The organism is Streptomyces sp. NPDC048389, from assembly GCF_040706335.1.
Classification (GTDB): Bacteria; Actinomycetota; Actinomycetes; order Streptomycetales; family Streptomycetaceae; genus Streptomyces.
The window spans coordinates 1-15,666 of sequence record NZ_JBEZKP010000040.1 but is presented as its reverse complement, the minus strand read 5'-3'; the positions used below and the strand labels follow the sequence as shown (position 1 = coordinate 15,666).

Sequence of the window (15,666 nt, the reverse complement as noted above, 5' to 3'; positions counted from 1 at the left end):
TTCACCTCTACGTAGTCGTCGGCAGTCGGCAGGACCGTATCGCTCACATCTAGGTCCCCACTCCACGAACGATGGAGATCAGGATGTAGACGATGATCATCAGAACGAAGAAGGACAGGTCGAGTGCCACGCCCCCGAGACGCAACGGCGGGATGAATCGCCGCAGAAGCTTGAGCGGTGGATCGGTGACAGTGTAAGTGGCCTCCAGAAGGACCACCATCGCCTTGCCGGGTTGCCATGAACGCGCGAACTGGAAGACGTAGTCCATGACGAGCCGGAAGATCAGGACGACAAGGAAGCACATCAGCGCGATGTAGACCACCTGTAGTGCGACGCTCATCCCGCGCTTCCCTCTCCCCTGGATCCCATCTCAGCCGGCCCTGCGGCCGGGTCGTTCCCCGGTGTCTTTCTCAGCTCTGGTTGAAGAACCCGCCCTCTGCGATGCGGGCCTTGTCTTCCGCCGTGACATCGACGTTAGCAGGCGACAACAGGAACACCTTCTGCGTCACGCGCTCAATGCTGCCATGCAGACCGAAGACGAGTCCCGCGGCAAAGTCGACAAGTCGCTTCGCGTCCGTGTCGTCCATCTCCGTGAGATTCATGATCACGGGGGTGCCTTCGCGGAAGTGTTCCCCGATGGTACGAGCCTCGTTGTAGGTCCTCGGATGCAGCGTGGTGATGCGGTAGGGCTCCCGCTCGGACACGACCTTGGGCATGATCACCGGTGCGTTCTTCTCCATGCTCGGGCGTTCAGGTGTGATGGATGCCACGGGGGCGATTCGCGCCGGACGACCGCTGTCGACCGGGAGGGCGACGGGCTCGCGCTGGGCGGGAGGTGCCGCCACCCGCACCGGCTCCTCGCGCTCCATCTGGCGGGGGGGCTGATGCCGCCGGTGCTCCCGCTCGGGCTCCGGCTCGGGTTCGAAGTCGTCATCGGGGTCGAAGCCCCGGCCGTCGTACCCATCGTCCTCCACGAGGCCGAGGTAGACCGCCATCTTGCGCATCGCGCCGGCCATTCTCTGAGTCCTCCGCTCTGTGGTGGATCGGCATGCGTCACCAAGTGCCCGCGATCCACTCGGCCTGCCCGCAATGAGCGGGAATGACCATATTTTCTACTGTGGTCCGACTTGCTTCGCGACGTTACCCGAGCCGGGGTCGGACTCCGAGTACCGCCGTACCGACGCGCACATGTGTCGCTCCGGCCGCCACGGCCTGCTCGAGGTCCGCACTCATCCCTGCTGACACCATGTTCGCAGCCGGATGGGCCCCGCGCAGGCCGGATGACAATTCCATCAGCCGCTCGAACGCCGCCTGTTGCCGACTCGCGTACGGTCCGGCGAGCGGAGCGACGGTCATCAGCCCGTCGAGCCGCAGTCCCGGCGAGTCGGCCACGGCCGCGGCCAACTCCTCGATCCCGTCCGGCGCCACCCCGCCCCGGTCCCCCTGCCGCCCGGACTCCGCGTCGAGCGCGACCTGGATCAGGCAGCCGAGCTCCCGCTCCGCGCGCACCGCGGCGGCGGACAGGGCGGAAACGAGCTTGAGCCGGTCGACGGACTGCACCACATCGGCATAACTCGCGACAGAACGGACCTTGTTGGTCTGCAACTGGCCGACGAAATGCCAGTGAAGGCTCAGATCCGTGCACGCTGCGGCCTTGGGAGCCGCGTCCTGATCACGGTTCTCCGCCACATGACGCACACCGAGTTCGTGGAGCATCCGCACATCGCTCGCCGGGTAGGTCTTGGTGACCACGATGAGGGTCACCTCGTCCCGCTCGCGACCCGCTGCCGCGCAGGCGGAGGCGATACGTTCCTTCACTGCCGCCAGATTTCCGGCGAGTTCGGTTCTGCGGTCGATCATGGGGTTTCCCGGTCATCGAGCCAGACGTATCCGGCGAGCCGCCCGGTCGTGCGGTCGCGGCGGTACGAGTAGTGGTCACGCGATTCAAGGGTGCAGACCGCCGACCTCCGCCGGTCGCGCACCCCGAGCGCCTCGAGCTGGGCGTGCACTCCGGCCGTGACGTCGACGGCCGGAGTACCCCAGCCGGTCTCCGACCAGGCGGCGGGCTCCACCACGGCCACCTCGGAACGCATCTGCTCGGGAACCTCATAACAACGACCGCAAACGGCCGGTCCCGTACGGGCGATGATGCGTTCCGGCTCCGCGCCCAGCTCTCTCATCGCCTCGACGACGGCGGGCACCACGCCCGCGACCATCCCGGGGCGACCGGCGTGTGCCGCCCCGACCACCGAGGCGACCGGGTCGGCGAGCAGGACCGGGGTGCAGTCGGCGGTGAGTACGGCGAGGGCGAGACCGCGCCGTGCGGTGACCAGCGCGTCGACCTCCGGCACCGCGCCGTCCCCCCACGGTCCGTCCACCCGGGCGACGCCCCTGCCGTGGACCTGGTTCATCCAGACGACCCGGGCCGGGTCGAGGCCGAGCGACTTGGCGGCGACCGCCCGGTTGGCGAGCACCGCGTCCGGGTCGTCACCGACGGCGCCGCCGAGGTTGAGCTCCTCGTACGGAACGGCGCTCACCCCGCCCCACCTGTCGGTGAAGGCGAAATGCGCGCCGCTCTCGTGTATCGCGTCGGGCTGCACTGTCACTTCAGGAAGTCCGGGACGTCCAGCTCTTCCGCCTGGCTGTCCGGGTACGGGCGGGCCGGCGGGACCTGCGCCGGGCCGGAGGACGAACCGAGGTCGCTCGCGACCGGTGCCGGCTCCGCCGGGGCGGCGGGCTCCTCGCGTACGGGTACGGTTCCGAGGCCGCCGGCGGGGCGGGGGCCGTCGGCGGGACGGGCCGCGCCGGAGGGCTGCTCCTCGCGCTTGGCCGACGTGGAACCGATCACGTTCTCCCGGCGGGCGGGCGGCTGGCCGCCGTCGAAGCCGGCCGCGATGACGGTGACCCGGACCTCGTCGCCGAGCGCGTCGTCGATGACGGCGCCGAAGATGATGTTCGCCTCGGGGTGGGCGGCCTCGCTGACCAGCTGAGCCGCTTCGTTGATCTCGAACAGGCCGAGGTCGCTGCCGCCGGAGATGGAGAGCAGCACGCCGCGGGCGCCGTCGATGGACGCCTCGAGCAGCGGCGAGGAGATCGCCATCTCCGCCGCGGCCACCGCGCGGTCGTCGCCGCGGGCGGACCCGATGCCCATGAGGGCGGAGCCGGCCTCGGACATCACCGACTTGACGTCGGCGAAGTCGAGGTTGATCAGACCGGGGGTGGTGATGAGGTCGGTGATCCCCTGGACGCCCGACAGCAGGACCTGGTCCGCCGACTTGAAGGCGTCCAGGACGCTGACCTGGCGGTCCGAGATGGACAGCAGCCGGTCGTTGGGGATGACGATGAGGGTGTCGACCTCTTCGCGGAGCTCGGCGATGCCGTCCTCCGCCTGGTTCGCACGCCGGCGGCCCTCGAAGGTGAACGGGCGGGTGACCACACCGATCGTCAGGGCTCCCAGCGAGCGGGCGATGTTGGCGACGACGGGTGCGCCGCCGGTGCCGGTGCCGCCGCCTTCACCGGCGGTGACGAAGACCATGTCGGCCCCCTTGAGGACCTCCTCGATCTCCTCGCGGTGGTCCTCTGCCGCCTTGCGACCGACTGCCGGATTCGCTCCGGCTCCGAGACCTCGGGTGAGTTCACGGCCGACGTCGAGTTTGACGTCGGCGTCGCTCATCAACAGCGCCTGAGCGTCCGTGTTGATAGCGATGAACTCGACGCCTTTGAGACCGACCTCGATCATTCGGTTGATGGCATTGACACCACCGCCGCCGACACCGATGACCTTGATGACTGCGAGGTAGTTCTGCGGTGCTGCCACGTCGAAGGCCTCTCGCCTCGAGTTACGTGTCGTCGCCTCGCGGGGCCGCGCTGCGACGACTGATGTCGAATGGGGACGGCCCGACAAGCCGGCTGCCGACCCGAACCCTAACGCTGAAGTTTAGGGTTACCAGTGTGTCTGTTCCCTGGACTCTTCCGAACAGGACACTAAGTCGACACGTGGCGCCCGTTCAACGAACACGCCGAACCTCCCGTTTTTCTTTTCACCCTATGTGATCACGCACAGCGATGACCAACCAGGGTGTTGGCCAGCACAGATGCACGTCAACTCCCTGACGCGGCAGGGGCGCTGGGCGCGCTCACATCGAAGTACGCGGCTTTCGGAGCTGCTTTCATGAGCGCTTCGAGCGCACGGGCCTTCGCCTCACCCCCCTCCGAGCTGCCCCACACCACGGTGCGATTGCCGCTCAACTCCAGGGAGATGTAGTCATACGAGACTACTTTCACACTTTTCAGATCGGCGGCGACTTCCGCGGGAAGTCCACCTCTGACCCGGACCGCCTCCGCGACCAGCCGGTCCGGACCGAATCGCTTCAGGCTCGGCGAACCGTCAACTTCCAGGCGCAGCAGGGGAACACCTTTCGGCGCCTCGGCGACCGTCGCGAACCGGACACCCTCCGCGTCCACTTCGACGAACTTTGCACCCTTCTCGAGCAACAGGACCGGCTTTCGTTCGGTCACGACCAGTTCGATCCCGTGCGGCCAGGAGCGCTCGACCTCCACTGAGTCGATACGGGGCAGCGCCCGCCGCAGCCTGGCCTCGACGGCGTCCGTGTCGACCGAGACGAGCGGCGCGCCGATCGGCACCCGTGCCACGGCCTCCACCTGGGCCGGGGTGAGCACTTCGGTGCCCGTGGTCTCCACATGTTCGGCGCGCAGCCACGAGGAGCCGTAGAGCAGCCAGAGGACACCGGCCGCGAGGAGGAGCGCGCCGATGGCGATCAGCAGGAAGCGGGGGCCGGGCCGCCGGAAGCGGCCGGGGAGAGCGCCCTCGCGAGACGGACGGCCCTTGCCGCCCGCCCCGTTCGGTCCGTCAGAGCGGCCCAGCGCACTGCGCTTCGCGGTGGTCGGTCCGGCCACGCTCCCTGCCTTCTCACGCCTTGCGGCGTGCAGCAATCGCCTCGTACACCATGCCGACGAGCAGGTCGTCGGCGTCCCTGTGACCGAACTCGGCGGCCGCACGCGACATCTCGTACAACCGGTGCGGATCGGCGAGCACCGGAAGGACGTTGCCCTGGACCCACTCGGGGGTCAGTTCGGCGTCGTCGACCAGCAGTCCGCCGCCGGCCTTCACCACCGGCTGGGCGTTGAGCCGCTGTTCACCGTTGCCGATCGGCAGCGGCACGTACGCGGCGGGCAGGCCCACGGCGGAGAGTTCGGCGACGGTCATCGCGCCCGCGCGGCAGAGCATCATGTCGGCCGCGGCGTACGCGAGATCCATCCGGTCCACGTACGGTACCGCCACGTAGGGTGGCATACCGGGCATGTTGTCCACGCGCGGCATTTCATTCTTGGGTCCGACCGCGTGCAGGATCTGGATGCCGGAGCGCTGGAGAACCGGGGCGATCTGCTGGACCACCTCGTTGAGCCGGCGGGCGCCCTGCGAACCGCCGGAGACCAGCAGTGTCGGCAGATTCGGGTCGAGGCCGAAGGCCGCCCGCGCCTCGGGACGGACCCTGGCGCGGTCGAGCGTCGCGATGGAGTGGCGCAGCGGGATGCCGATGTAGCGGGAGTTGCGCAGCTTGCTGTCGGGCGTGGCGACGGCCACGCCCGCGGCGTAGCGGGAGCCGATCTTGTTGGCGAGGCCGGGACGGGCGTTGGCCTCGTGGATGACGATCGGCACGCCGAGGCGCTTGGCGGCGAGGTAGCCGGGCAGCGCGACGTAACCGCCGAAGCCGACGACGCAGTCCGCCTTCGTACGTTCGATGATCTGCTCCGCGGCCTTGATGGTGCCGCGCAGCCGCCCCGGAACGGTGATCAGCTCAGGGGTGGGCTTGCGTGGCAGCGGAACGGCGGGGATGAGCGCCAGTTCGTAGCCGCGCTCCGGCACGAGTCTGGTCTCGAGACCGCGTTCCGTGCCGAGGGCTGTGATGCCCACGGCCGGGTCCTGCCTCCGCAGGGCGTCCGCGAGGGCGAGCGCGGGCTCGATGTGGCCGGCGGTCCCCCCACCGGCGAGTACGACATGCACCGAAATTCACCGCTCTCCGGACGGGCGCTTCTTGACGCGCCGTCTCATCGTCTTCCATCTCACCCCGGGCCTCCGCACGGCCAGGGCCGCCTTCGCCGCGGGTTCCTCTCGCGCGAAGGCGATCAGCAGTCCGACGGCGAACATCGTCGGCAGCAGGGCGGACCCTCCGTAGGAGAACAGCGGCAGCGGGACGCCGGCGATCGGCAGCAGACCGAGCACCGCACCGATGTTGACCACGGCCTGCGCCGTGATCCACGTGGTGACGCCTCCCGCCGCATACCTCACGAAGGGGTCCTCCGTGCGTCCGGCGACGCGGATACCCGCATAGCCTAGAGCCGCGAACAGAGCGAGCACCGACAGCGTCCCCGCCAGCCCCAGTTCCTCCCCGGCGATGGCGAAGATGAAGTCGGTGTGCGGTTCGGGCAGTTGGCCCCATTTTTCCACACTCGCACCGAGACCGGAACCGAACCATCCGCCAGAGGCAAGAGCATAGATGCCGTGCACCGCCTGCCAGCACTCGCCTTCCGGACCGAGGTCGATCGCACCGATGCACTCGAGCCGGGACATGCGGTTCTCGTTGGTCCTGATCAGCGTCAGCCCGACGAAGCCGGCGATGCAGAGCACCCCGGCGAAGAGCCTGGTGGGCGCTCCCACGAGCCACAGCAGGCCCAGCAGGATCGCCGTCAGGATGATCGCCGTGCCCATGTCGCCGCCGAGCATGATCAGACCGAGGAGGAGGAAGGCGACCGGCACGAGCGGGACCAGCAGGTGCTTCCACTGGGTCAGCAGCCGCCGGTCCTGTTTGCGGGCCAGCAGGTCGGCACCCCACAGGATCAGCGCGAGCTTGCCGAACTCACTGGGCTGCAGTTGGAAGGGGCCACCGAGGTAGATCCAGTTCTGGTTGCCGTTGACCGCATGCCCTATCCCGGGGACCTGGACCAGCGCCATCAGGAAGACCGTGACCATCAGCAGCGGATACGACAGGGCCCGGTGCAGTTTGGCGGGCATACGGGATGCGAGCAGCAGGAGCACGGTGCCGATGACGGCGGCGACAAACTGCTTCTGGAAGAAGTAGGAAGCGGGGAGCGAGTACTCCAGCGCCTGGATCATCGACGCGGAGTAGACCATGACGAGGCCGAGGACGGTGATGAGCAGGCTGCTGCCGAGAATCAGGTAGTAGGCGGTCAGCGGCCGGTCCCAGGCCCTGCGTGCCTGCTCGTACAGCCGGCGTGGCCCGCGGGGCCCGCCGGAGCCGGGAGTCCGCGGCGTCCGCGGCCCGCCGCCCCGCACACCGGGCACTCGACTCGCCTCCCCGCCGACCCGGCTCCGCAGCGCGAGGCCGGTGGAGCCGGCGAGCGGCGGTACGCAGGTGCCCGCACCGGCCGGCGCGGGCACCTGCCCCGCGGGGACGAGCCCGGCGATCGACACCCGCGCGGCACGCGCCGCACCACGGGCGAGGCCGGCTGCGCGTCGGGCGGCCGACCGCTGTGCCCCCGAGCCACGCGCCTCCGCCCCGTGAACCCACCTCCGCCCTGCCGAAGTGCCCCGCTCAGGCGGGGCAGCACCGCCGGAGCGCGGCTCCGCCGCCGCAGGAGCCGGGCGCTGCGAGCCGGCGGACGCCGGTCGGGCGGCGCCGCCGGCGTACGGCGTGGTCGCCGCCCGGTCTCGGGCGCGGATCGCCGTGACGTCCGATCCGGCGGGCTCAGAGCCCGCCGCCGAGGGCGGTGGGACGGCGCCGGAGGCCGAGACCGGTGGAACCGAGAGCGGCGGGACGCCACCCGCCGGCCGGAGCGGAGCATCGGCCGGCGCTGCCGGCACTGGAGGGACCGGGCGCTGCGAGCCGGCGGGCTCGGTGCCCGCAGCCGACGGCGGCGGGGCGGACGCCGGGGACGAGGTGGCAGACGGCGCTGACGCCGCAGGAAGGACCGGGCGCTGCGAGCGGGCGGGCTCGGTGCCCACGGCTGACGGCGGCGGCGCTGACGCCGCAGGCGCCGGGCGCTGCGAGCGGGCGGGCTCGGTGCCGGTCATTGAGGACGCAGAGGCAGGGCACTGCGCGGGCGCGGGGGACGGGAGGGCGTCTCCCGGGGGCGGGGGCCCGTCGGTGGGCGGCATGGTCGCTGTCCCCTCCAGTCGTGCCCGGCGCCGGCCGGACCTCGCGGCTGTCAGGCGTGCTCGTCGGCGAGGGCCCGGACCGCTTCCGCGAAGGCCGCGCCCCGCTCGTTGTAGTTGGTGAACATGTCCATCGAGGCGCAGGCCGGCGCCAGGAGAACCGTGTCCGAGGGCCGGGCGAGCGAGGCCGCCTTCCGTACCGCCTCGGACATCGCCCCAGTGTCGGTCCGCTCGAGGTCGACGACGGGCACCTCGGGGGCGTGTCGCGCCAGGGCTTCGCGGATCAGGGCACGGTCGGCCCCGATGAGGACGACGCCCCGCAGCCGCTTCGCCGACGCCGTCACCAGCTCGTCGAAGGTGGCGCCCTTGGCAAGTCCCCCGGCGATCCACACGATCGGCTCGTACGCGGCCAGAGACGCCTGGGCCGCATGCGTGTTGGTGGCCTTGGAGTCGTCGACGTACGCAACGCCCGCCACGTCCGCGATGTGCTGGATGCGGTGTGCGTCCGGCCGGAAGGCGCGCAGTCCGTCCCGTACCGCGGCAGGTTCGACACCGAAGGCACGGGCCAGCGCGGCCGCCGCGAGGGCGTTGGCGATGTTGTGGGGCGCCGGCGGGTCGACGTCCGCCACCTCGGCCAGCTCCTGCGCCTGCTTCTGCCTGTCGGCCACGAACGCCCGGTCGACCAGGAGCCCTTCCACCACCCCGAGTTGGGAGGGCCCCGGTGTGCCCAGGGTGAAGCCGATCGCGCGGCAGCCCTCCTCGACGTCCGCCGCACGGACCAGTTCCTCGGTCGCCGGGTCCGCGGCGTTGTAGACGCAGGCGACCGTATTGCCCTCGTAGACACGGCCCTTGTCGGCGGCGTACGCCTCCATGGAGCCGTGCCAGTCGAGGTGGTCGGGCGCCAGGTTGAGCACGGCCGCGGAGTGGGCGCGCAGCGAGGGCGCCCAGTGCAGCTGGTAGCTGGAGAGTTCCACGGCGAGCACGTCGTACGGCTCGTCGCCGAGGACGACGTCGACGATAGGGGTGCCGATGTTCCCGATCGCCGCCGTCCGCAGGCCCGCGGCCGTCAGGATCGAGGCGAGCATCCGGGTGGTGGTCGTCTTGCCGTTGGTACCGGTGATCGCCAGCCACGGCGCGGCGTCGGGGCCGCGCAGCCGCCAGGCGATCTCGACGTCGCCGACGACGTCGACACCGGCCGCCGCCGCCGCGGCGAACAGCGGGCTGGACGGTTTCCAGCCGGGCGAGGTGACGACCAGGTCGGTGCCGGCGGGCAGGGTCTCGGCGTCACCGAGACGCACCGCGATGCCCAGCGCGGTCATCTCGGCCGCACGCGCCTCGTGCGCGTCGCCCGATCCGCCGTCCACGACGGTGACCTTCGCGCCGAGACCGGCCAGGGCGCGCGCGGCACTGGTGCCGCTGACGCCGAGGCCGGCGACGGTGATGTTCCTGCCCTGCCAGTCGCTCACTTGTCGGCTGCCCATCCCGCGTAGAAGAGACCGAGACCCACGATCACGCACATGCCCTGGATGATCCAGAACCGGACCACCACAAGGACTTCCGACCACCCCTTGAGTTCGAAGTGGTGCTGGAGCGGCGCCATCCGGAAGACCCGCTTGCCGGTCATCTTGAACGAACCGACCTGGATCACCACGGACATGGTGATGAGGACGAACAGTCCGCCGAGGAGCGCGAGCAGAAGCTCCGTACGGGAGCAGATCGCGAGGCCCGCGAGCGCACCGCCGAGTGCGAGGGAGCCGGTGTCGCCCATGAAGATCTTGGCAGGTGAGGTGTTCCACCACAGGAAGCCGAAGCAGGATCCCATCAGCGCGGAGGCGACGACCGCCAGGTCGAGCGGATCTCGTACCTCGAAGCAGGCGTTGGGATTGGTCAGGGTCACCGCGTTGGCGCAGGACTCCTGGAACTGCCACAGCCCGATGAAGGTGTACGCGCCGAAGACCATCACCGACGCGCCGGTGGCGAGGCCGTCCAGACCGTCCGTCAGGTTCACGCCGTTCGACATGGCGAGGATCATGAACAGCGCCCAGACGACGAACAGCACCGGTCCGATGGACCAGCCGAAGTCGGTGATGAACGACAGCTTGGTGGAGGCCGGGGTGTTGCCGCGCTGGTCGGCGAACTGCAGTGACAGTACGGCGAAGGCGATGCCGACGATCAGCTGCCCGGCCATCTTCGCCTTGGCGCGGAGGCCGAGCGAACGCTGCTTGACGATCTTGATGTAGTCGTCGAGGAAGCCGACCAGGCCCATGCCCGCCATCAGGAAGAGCACCAGCACACCCGAGAAGGTCGGGTCCTCACCGGTGATCACCTTGGCGAGCGCGTAGGCGATGAGCGTGGCCAGGATGAAGGAGATGCCGCCCATGGTGGGCGTGCCCTTCTTGCTTCCGTGGGTGCGCGGGCCGTCGTCACGGATGAACTGCCCGTATCCCTTGCGGGCCAGCAGCTTGATCAGCAGTGGTGTCCCGATCAGAGTCAGGAACAGACCGATGGCTCCCGCGAAGAGGATCTGCCTCATCGGACGGCACCCTCACCCTCGAGACCCTCGAGCAGCGCCTGTGCGATCCGCTCCAGACCGACCGACCTGGAAGCCTTCACCAGCACGACGTCTCCCGGGCGCAACTCTTTGCGCAACAGGTCGACCGCCGCCTGCGCGTCGGACACGTGCACCGACTCCTCACCCCACGAACCCTCGTTGTATGCGCCCAGTTGCATCCAGGACGCCTCCCTGCCCCCGACCGCGACGAGCTTGTCGACGCTCAGCCGGACGGCGAGCCGCCCGACCGCGTCGTGCTCGACGAGTGCCTCGTCACCGAGCTCGGCCATCTGACCGAGCACCGCCCACGTGCGCCCCCCCTTCGCCCGTGCGGCTTCGCCCATGGCGGCCAGCGCACGCAGCGCGGCACGCATGGACTCGGGGTTCGCGTTGTAGGCGTCGTTGACGACCGTCACGCCGTCCGGACGCTCGGTGACCTCCATGCGCCAGCGGGAGAGGGTGCCGGCCTCGGAGAGCGCCAGGGCGATCTCGTCGGCGGGCATGTCCAGCTCATGGGCGACGGCGGCCGCGGCGAGCGCGTTCGACACGTGGTGCTCACCGTACAGCCGCATGGTCACGTCACTGCACCCGGTGGGTGTGTGGAGCGTGAAGGTGGGTTGCCCGAGTTCCGTGAGCCGGACATTCTCGGCACGTACGTCGGCCTCGCCGGACTCTCCGAACAGCAGTACCCGGGCCGCGGTGCGCGATGCCATGGCGCGGACCAGGGGGTCGTCGGCGTTGAGCACGGCGACGCCGCCGCCCTCTCCTGCCGGCGGGAGCGACTCGACGAGTTCGCCCTTGGCCTGCGCGATCTGCTCGCGCCCGCCGAACTCGCCGATGTGGGCCGAGCCGACGTTCAGCACGAGACCGATCCTGGGCGGGGTCAGTTCGGTGAGGTAGCGGATATGGCCGATTCCGCGCGCACCCATTTCCAGCACCAGGTGCTCGGTCTCCTCGGTGGCGCGCAGTGCGGTGAGGGGCAGACCGATCTCGTTGTTGAGGGAGCCGGGGGTCCAGACGGTGGGCCCCTTGCGCTGGAGCACCTGTGCGATCAGGTCCTTGGTGCTGGTCTTCCCGGCCGAGCCGGTGAGCGCGACGACCTGAGTTCCGAGGCGTGCGACCACCGCACGGGCCAGGCGCCCCAAGGCGCTCTGCACGTCGTCGACGACGATGGCGGGTACGCCGAGCGGGCGGGTGGCCAGCACGGCCACCGCGCCCCGGGCCATCGCGCGCTCCGCGTAGTCGTGGCCGTCGACGTTCTCGCCCCGGAAGGCGGCGAAGAGGCTGCCGGGCTCCACGGCGCGGGAGTCGATGACGACGGGCCCGGTGACCGGCGTGGCCGGATCCGGTATGTCGTGCGACTGCCCGCCGACGATTTCGGCGATCTCGGCGAGGGAGAGGGCGATCACTGGGTCATCCCTGACTGTTCTTGACGGCGGCGTCGCTGAGCGAGCGTTCGATGGCCGCCCGCAGCTCCCGGCGGTCGTCGAACGGGCGGATCACTCCCGCGATGTCCTGGCCCTGTTCGTGGCCCTTGCCCGCGACCAGCACGGTGTCGCCCTCCTGCGCGCGGGCGACGGCGGCGGCGATGGCGGCGGCCCGGTCCTCGTGGACCATGACGTCGCCGCGTTCGTGGATCGGCACCTCGGCCGCGCCCGCGAGCATCGTGGCGAGGATCGCGAGGGGGTCCTCACCGCGCGGGTTGTCGGAGGTCAGTACGGCGGTGTCGGCCAGTCGGGCGGCCGCGGCGCCCATGGGGCCGCGCTTGGTCCGGTCGCGGTCGCCGCCGCAGCCGAGCACGATGTGGATCTTTCCCTCCGTCACCTTGCGCAGCGAGCGCAGGACCGATTCGACGGCGTCGGTCTTGTGCGCGTAGTCCACCACCGCGAGGTACGGCTGGCCGGCGTCGACGCGCTCCAGCCGGCCCGGCACTCCCGGCACGGCGGCGATCCCGTCGGCGGCGGTCTGCGGGTCGAGACCGGCGACGGCGAGAGTGACGACGGCGGCCAGGGTGTTGGCGACGTTGAAGGGGCCGGGCAGCGGCGCCTCGGCACGCACCCGCTCGCCGGCCGGGCCCACCGCGGTGAAGGTGGAGCCGACCGCGGTGACTTCGGCGTTCTCGGCGCGCCAGTCGGCGTCGGGGTGGCCCTCGGCGGAGAACGTGGTGACGGGCACCGTGGCCTCGTCGACGAGCCTGCGGCCGTACTCGTCGTCCAGGTTGACGACGGCCTTCCGGCTGCGGCGCGGGGTGAACAGCTGCGCCTTCGCCTGGAAGTAGTCCTCCATGTCGGAGTGGAATTCCATGTGCTCGGGGCTGAGGTTGTTGAAGACGGCGACGTCGAAGACGCAGCCGTCGACCCGGCCGAGTACCAGGGCGTGGCTGGAGACCTCCATGGCGACCGAGTCGGCGCCGCGTTCGCGCATGACCGCGAAGAGCGCCTGCAGGTCGGTGGCCTCGGGGGTGGTGCGCTCCGACTTGATGCGCTCGTCGCCGATGCGCATCTCGACCGTGCCGATCAGTCCGGTGGAACGCCCGGCCGCCTGGAGGCCGCCCTCGACGAGGTAGGCGGTCGTGGTCTTGCCCGAGGTGCCGGTGATGCCGATCTGCAGCAGGCCGTTCCCGGGGTGGCCGTAGATCTCCGCGGCCAGTTCGCCCATCCGGCCGCGCGGGTCGTCGACGACGAGGACCGGAAGGCCGGTGGCGGCGGCGCGTTCGGCGCCGGTGGGGTCGGTGAGGACGGCGGCGGCTCCGAGGTCGGCGGCCTGGTCCACGAAGTCGGCCCCGTGGAGGCGGGCACCGGGCAGGGCGGCGTACAGATCGCCGGGGCGCACCGCCCGCGAGTCGTGGGTGATGCCGGTGATCTCCGCGGCGCCCTGGGTCTCCACCCCCAGTCCGGCTGCCAGCTCCGCGAGCTTCGTCGGGCGGGGCCGTTCGGGACGGGGCGCTCCCGGGTGTGGCGGGGCGGCGTCCTGCTGGGGCGTTCGGTACTGATCAGCGTGTGGCACGGCGGTGAGCGTACCGGGCGTACCGGGTGCGGGCGAAAATGAGGGGCGCTCCCCTGGTCGGTTCCCGGAATCGGGGGTGATCGTCGTCACTGGTGGTACCTCCGGTCACTCACCGGGTTCGAAGGTCAGGGGCAGCCGTGCGGGTCCCTTGCCGGTCGGGGCGACCTGCAGGGTCTTGAGCGCGAAGGCCATGACCTTTTGGTAGATGGGTCCGCAGATCTGGCCGCCGAAGTAGCTGCCCCTGGTGGGGTTCTGGATGGCGCAGTAGACGGTGATCTGCGGGTCGTCGGCCGGTGCGAAGCCGGCGAACGAGGCGGTGTAGCCCTTGTAGACGCCCAGTTCGGGATCGACCCGGTTGGCCGTTCCCGTCTTTCCCGCGACACGGTAGCCGGGGATGCGGGCCTTGGTTCCGGTGCCCTCCTCGTCGTCGACGACCGACTCCAGCATGGTGGCGAGGGTCCTGGCGGTCTTCTCGCTGACGACGCGGGTCTTCTCGGGCTCCTCGGCCGGCGTGAAGCGTCCGTCCGGGCCCCTGGTCCCGCGGACCAGGGTGGGCTCGATGCGTACGCCGCCGTTGGCGATGGTCGAGTACACGGAGGCGGCCTGCATGGCGTTGACGGACAGGCCCTGTCCGAAGGGGATCGTGTACTGCTGCGAGGTGGACCAGTCCTGCGGCTGGGCGAGGATGCCCCGGGTCTCGCCCGGGTAGTCGAGCCCGGTCGGGCGGCCGATGCCGAACTTGCGCAAATAGGAGTGGAGCACCTTGTTGGCCTCCGGCTGGGTCTTGCCGAGCTGCCCGGTGGCCAGGATGGTGCCGATGTTGCTGGACTTGGCGAGGACGCCGTTGAGGGTGAGGTACCAGGTGGGGTGGTCGATGTCGTCCTTGAAGAGGCGGTCGCCGCGGTGCAGCCGGTTGGGGACGACGACATGGGTGCCCGGGGTGGCCTTCTTCTCCTCGAGGACGGCGGCCATCGACATCACCTTGGCGGTGGAGCCGGGTTCGTACGCGTCCTGCAGGGCGGGGTTGCCGAGCGTGCCGGGGGTGACGGTGCCGAGATCGTTCGGGTCGTAGCCGGGGGCGTTGGCCATGGCGAGGACCTCGCCGGTGCGGGTGTTCTGCACGATGACGTACCCGCGGTCGGCCTTCGACTTCTCGACCTGCTCCTCCATGGCCTGCTGCGCGGCCCACTGGATGTCGCGGTCGATGGTCAGTTCGATGTCGGAGCCGGGGACGGCGGGCACCTCGTGCGACGTGGCGGTGGGTACGCGACGGCCGCCGGACTGGGCGTAGGTGATGGTGCCGTCCTTGCCGGCGAGCGTCTTGTCGAGCATGGACTCGATGCCGGCGCCGCCCCGGTTCGCCGCGTTGACGAAGCCCAGTATTCCGGCGGCGAGATCGCCGTTGGGGTAGACGCGCGTGCTGCTGGGCTCCTGGAAGACACCCGCGAGCACATTGGCCCCCGGGCCGCCCCTGCGCTTGTCGGCGGCTGCCTTCTCCGCGTAGACGCCCTTGAGGTCCTTGATCTGGTTCCACACCTGCGGGGTCTGGCGGCGGGCCAGTACGGCGTAGCGGGAGCCGCGCTTCTTCAGCTTCTTGGCGAGATCGGCGGGATCCTTGCCGAGGATGGGGGCGAGGAGCTGCGCCGCCTGTTCGGGCGCGTTGGGGGAGTTGCTGTCCTCGGGCGTGAACATCTTCGGGTCGGCGGTGATGTCGTGCGCGTCGACGCTGGTGGCCAGCGCGATCCCGGCGCGGTCGGTGATCCTGCCGCGTTCGGCCGCGAGTTCGTGGCTGAGGTAGCGGTTCTTCTCCGCCTTGGCCGCGTAGGCGCTGGCGTCGACGGCCTGCACCTGCAGCAGCCTGACCACGAACGCGAGCATGACCAGGGTGAGACCGAGGCTGACCAGCCTCAGCCGGGGGCGCGGGCTGCCGAGCCGGACGCGGCGGGGGGCCGGGCGCTGTCCGGCGCGCGGCCGG

The 15,666-nt window shown here is 70.4% G+C and carries 13 protein-coding genes; all 13 read right to left on the bottom strand.

The window, feature by feature from the left end:
* Positions 1–49: 49 nt before the first annotated feature.
* A complete protein-coding gene (locus AB0903_RS24180) occupies positions 50–340 on the bottom strand; it encodes a YggT family protein (protein ID WP_366706050.1) in 291 nt (96 codons plus the stop codon).
* 70 nt (positions 341–410) lie between these two features.
* Positions 411–1,016, bottom strand: a complete 606-nt coding sequence (sepF, locus tag AB0903_RS24175; RefSeq protein ID WP_366706048.1) for a cell division protein SepF — start codon at positions 1,014–1,016, stop codon at positions 411–413.
* Positions 1,017–1,140: 124 nt separating this feature from the next.
* Positions 1,141–1,860, bottom strand: coding sequence for a YggS family pyridoxal phosphate-dependent enzyme (locus AB0903_RS24170; RefSeq protein WP_366706046.1), 720 nt, complete (start codon positions 1,858–1,860; stop codon positions 1,141–1,143).
* Complete coding sequence (pgeF, locus tag AB0903_RS24165) at positions 1,857–2,606, bottom strand: peptidoglycan editing factor PgeF (RefSeq protein ID WP_366706044.1); 750 nt, start codon at positions 2,604–2,606, stop codon at positions 1,857–1,859. The genes AB0903_RS24170 and pgeF overlap by 4 nt, the downstream gene beginning before the upstream one ends.
* Positions 2,603–3,817, bottom strand: coding sequence for a cell division protein FtsZ (gene ftsZ / locus AB0903_RS24160; RefSeq protein WP_366706042.1), 1,215 nt, complete (start codon positions 3,815–3,817; stop codon positions 2,603–2,605). The genes pgeF and ftsZ overlap by 4 nt, the downstream gene beginning before the upstream one ends.
* Positions 3,818–4,101: 284 nt before the next feature.
* Positions 4,102–4,917 (bottom strand): FtsQ-type POTRA domain-containing protein, encoded by an 816-nt coding sequence (locus AB0903_RS24155; RefSeq protein WP_366706040.1) that lies wholly within the window; start codon positions 4,915–4,917, stop codon positions 4,102–4,104.
* Positions 4,918–4,930: 13 nt separating this feature from the next.
* Complete coding sequence (murG, locus tag AB0903_RS24150) at positions 4,931–6,025, bottom strand: undecaprenyldiphospho-muramoylpentapeptide beta-N-acetylglucosaminyltransferase (protein ID WP_366706038.1); 1,095 nt, start codon at positions 6,023–6,025, stop codon at positions 4,931–4,933.
* Between the two features lie 6 nt (positions 6,026–6,031).
* Positions 6,032–7,315, bottom strand: coding sequence for a putative lipid II flippase FtsW (gene ftsW / locus AB0903_RS24145; protein ID WP_366706138.1), 1,284 nt, complete (start codon positions 7,313–7,315; stop codon positions 6,032–6,034).
* A gap of 872 nt (positions 7,316–8,187) precedes the next feature.
* Positions 8,188–9,615, bottom strand: coding sequence for a UDP-N-acetylmuramoyl-L-alanine--D-glutamate ligase (gene murD, locus AB0903_RS24140; RefSeq protein ID WP_366706036.1), 1,428 nt, complete (start codon positions 9,613–9,615; stop codon positions 8,188–8,190).
* Positions 9,597–10,667, bottom strand: a complete 1,071-nt coding sequence (gene mraY / locus AB0903_RS24135) for a phospho-N-acetylmuramoyl-pentapeptide-transferase (protein ID WP_366706034.1) — start codon at positions 10,665–10,667, stop codon at positions 9,597–9,599. The genes murD and mraY overlap by 19 nt, the downstream gene beginning before the upstream one ends.
* Positions 10,664–12,094: a UDP-N-acetylmuramoyl-tripeptide--D-alanyl-D-alanine ligase gene (gene murF / locus AB0903_RS24130; protein ID WP_366706032.1), complete on the bottom strand. Its 1,431-nt coding sequence runs from the start codon at positions 12,092–12,094 to the stop codon at positions 10,664–10,666. Before murF ends, mraY begins: the two co-directional genes overlap by 4 nt.
* A 4-nt stretch (positions 12,095–12,098) precedes the next feature.
* Positions 12,099–13,781, bottom strand: coding sequence for a UDP-N-acetylmuramoyl-L-alanyl-D-glutamate--2,6-diaminopimelate ligase (locus AB0903_RS24125; RefSeq protein WP_366706030.1), 1,683 nt, complete (start codon positions 13,779–13,781; stop codon positions 12,099–12,101).
* A 15-nt stretch (positions 13,782–13,796) separates the two neighbouring features.
* On the bottom strand, positions 13,797–15,666 hold a 1,870-nt coding region (locus tag AB0903_RS24120), incomplete at its 5' end, for a penicillin-binding protein 2 (RefSeq protein ID WP_366706028.1).

Coding starts and splice junctions, on each gene's coding strand:
- AB0903_RS24180 (WP_366706050.1), bottom strand. CDS start 340: ATGAGCGTCGCACTACAGGTGGTCTACATCGCGCTGATGTGCTTCCTT.
- sepF (WP_366706048.1), bottom strand. CDS start 1,016: ATGGCCGGCGCGATGCGCAAGATGGCGGTCTACCTCGGCCTCGTGGAG.
- AB0903_RS24170 (WP_366706046.1), bottom strand. CDS start 1,860: ATGATCGACCGCAGAACCGAACTCGCCGGAAATCTGGCGGCAGTGAAG.
- murD (WP_366706036.1), bottom strand. CDS start 9,615: ATGGGCAGCCGACAAGTGAGCGACTGGCAGGGCAGGAACATCACCGTC.
- mraY (WP_366706034.1), bottom strand. CDS start 10,667: ATGAGGCAGATCCTCTTCGCGGGAGCCATCGGTCTGTTCCTGACTCTG.